We start from the raw sequence: 2485 nt of genomic DNA, 5'->3' as shown, positions 1-2485 counted from the left end.
AGAATATCTTTTCAACGTCTAGAAATCGCCGCATTCATATTCGCGATTTAGTCGAAAGCAGCTATCCTGATATTGCTGTCCATATTCCCATTATTGAGCAGCTAGCCGTTGATTTTCATGAGTACAAGCGCGCCAACCATTTATACGATTTTGATGACATTATTAGCCAGGTAGTACGTCATCTAAAAACTAACGATAAATTTCGACAGCTGCTGCAACGTCAGTATCGCTACGTTATGGTGGATGAATATCAAGACACCAATATTCCACAAAAAGAGCTGATAGATTTGATTTGTGAGCCTGAGTCTGTATCACTCATGGTAGTTGGTGATGACAACCAGAGTATCTATGCTTTTCGCGGGGCCAATTATGAAAATATCTTGTTGTTTGGTGAGGGTTATCCCAATGCCAAGCTTATCAAGCTTGAACAGAACTATCGTAGTACACCTGCCGTTTTAGACTATATCAATGCCTTATCTGAGCAAATCACGTTAGGCTATCAAAAACAGCTTTATTCTGGCGCATCAGTAACAGGAATCAAGCCGATATTTAGTCGATTGCGTGATGAGACCCGCGAGGCCAAATATATCGCTGATAAAATCATAAAGTTAAAAACAGAGTTCGATTATGACGACTTTGCAGTACTGTGCCGCACGTCGTTTCAGTCTAACTATGTACAGTTAGAGTTTATGGAGCGTCATATTCCATTTATCGTGGTGGGCGGCATTAAGTTTATTGAAAGACGTCACATAAAAGACGTCTTGGCCTTTGTCAAAATACTCTATAACCCAAATGACACGATTGCATGGCACCGTATTTTGACTCTGTTTAAGGGGGTAGGGTCAGTCACCGCGACGCGTTTGACCCAAGCAGTTAATGCTGATAATAATTTTTTCGAGCCGTTATTGACGGCAAAGTTTGCTAAAAAAAGCGAGCAGTTTGAGCTTTTGTACAATTTGCTCACTAAGGCAGAACGGGCAAAATCAGTCAAGATAGTCATTGAGCAGATTGTGAAGTTTTATATTCCTATTCTAAAAACGATTGAGGATAATTGGCGAGAGCGTAGCGAGGATTTTCGTGTACTCAAAAAACTAGCCACTGAGCATAGCAATCTGGAGAGTTTCTTAGAAAATTTGGCACTTGATCCACCCAATGATTCAGTGGCGACGACCAGTCAATCTAAAACAAAAAATATAGACAAAGTCACTATCTCGACCATTCACAGTGCCAAAGGGTTAGAGTGGCCAGTGGTTTTTGTGAACTCTTTGGTTGACGGCATGACGCCACATCATCGCTCGTTGGACGACTTTGAGGAGTTAGAAGAAGAGCGTAGACTATTTTATGTCGCTTGTAGTCGTGCTAAGAGCAGGCTGTTTTTAACGGCGCCAGACTATTTTTCGAGCTATTCAGGCTATTTTGATAAAGTGTCACGGTTTATTACTGAAATACCTGCTGATAAGATAACAGTTGTAACGGTCAAACAGCCCTTAGAAGAGAGTGATGATCCGGTTTGGTGGTGATAAAAAACGCTATAAAAGCTGGCAAAATAGCTTAAAAAATGACTTTTGTTTTATAGTTGGCTATCATTATTCCTATCAAAAATACCTTTTCAAAAACCTTATAACCAAAAGTATGTGACGAGAAAATATTTATCAGATAAGGGTTTAAAATTTGTCCTAATGCGTTACTATTACCACCTAATTCTGTTAGACCCTTATATTTGATACTCTGTATTAACACCCTAAGAAAAGGATAGGTTATGCGCTATGAAGTTATCGTTATCGGTGCAGGTATGGTTGGCACGTCAATCGCTTGGCATCTACAAAAAAATAACTCAAATGTATTAATGTTAGATAAGAAATTGCCAGGGTCAGAGACCTCGTATGGCAATGCAGGATTGATTCAGCGCGAAGCCATTCATACGCATCCTTTTCCTCGTCAGCTGACAGAAATGATCAGAGTATTGCCGAACCAAGGTACCGATATCCGCTATCGTATTCCAGCAATTTTGCGTTATCACCAAGCGTTATTACAGTATTGGAAGTACTCTGTACCTGCTACTGTTAAAAAAATCGAATCTGAGTGGCAGACCCTGATTGAGCATTGTACTAGTGAGCATCAAACCATGATTAGCGCCTCTGGTGCTGACGAGCTCATTACTCGTGATGGTTGGTTGCAACTGCATCGCTCGGAAGACACCTTTAAAGAAGCCATTGCGCTCGCTATTGATGCACGCAATCAAGGTGTTGAGCACAATGTACTGACGGTAGACGAATTAAAAGTAATGGAGCCTAGCGCCAATTTTGATGAGTTTGTCGGCGCGATTCATTGGTTGAACTCTTGGCAGGTCTCAAACCCAAGCTTGTTGGTTAAAGCCTATGCAAAAAACTTCCAAGAAATGGGCGGAGTAATTAAAGAGACTGGCGTTCAAGAAATCGTACAAGAAGATGGCGGCTGGAAAGTTATCACCGATACCGATACCTTT

General features: G+C 41.0%; 2 protein-coding genes. Both read left to right on the top strand.

Annotation, left to right across the window (positions count from 1 at the left end):
* Nucleotides 1–1520: ATP-dependent helicase (locus VLN09_RS02360; protein WP_325243611.1), on the top strand; the 1520-nt coding region annotated here is incomplete at its 5' end.
* A 239-nt stretch (nt 1521–1759) separates the two neighbouring features.
* A partial coding sequence (locus tag VLN09_RS02355; RefSeq protein WP_325243610.1) for an FAD-dependent oxidoreductase occupies nt 1760–2485 on the top strand: 726 nt, incomplete at its 3' end.

This window comes from Psychrobacter sp. (genome assembly GCF_035469765.1).
GTDB lineage: Bacteria > Pseudomonadota > Gammaproteobacteria > Pseudomonadales > Moraxellaceae > Psychrobacter.
This window is presented reverse-complemented; position numbering and strand designations above follow the sequence as displayed.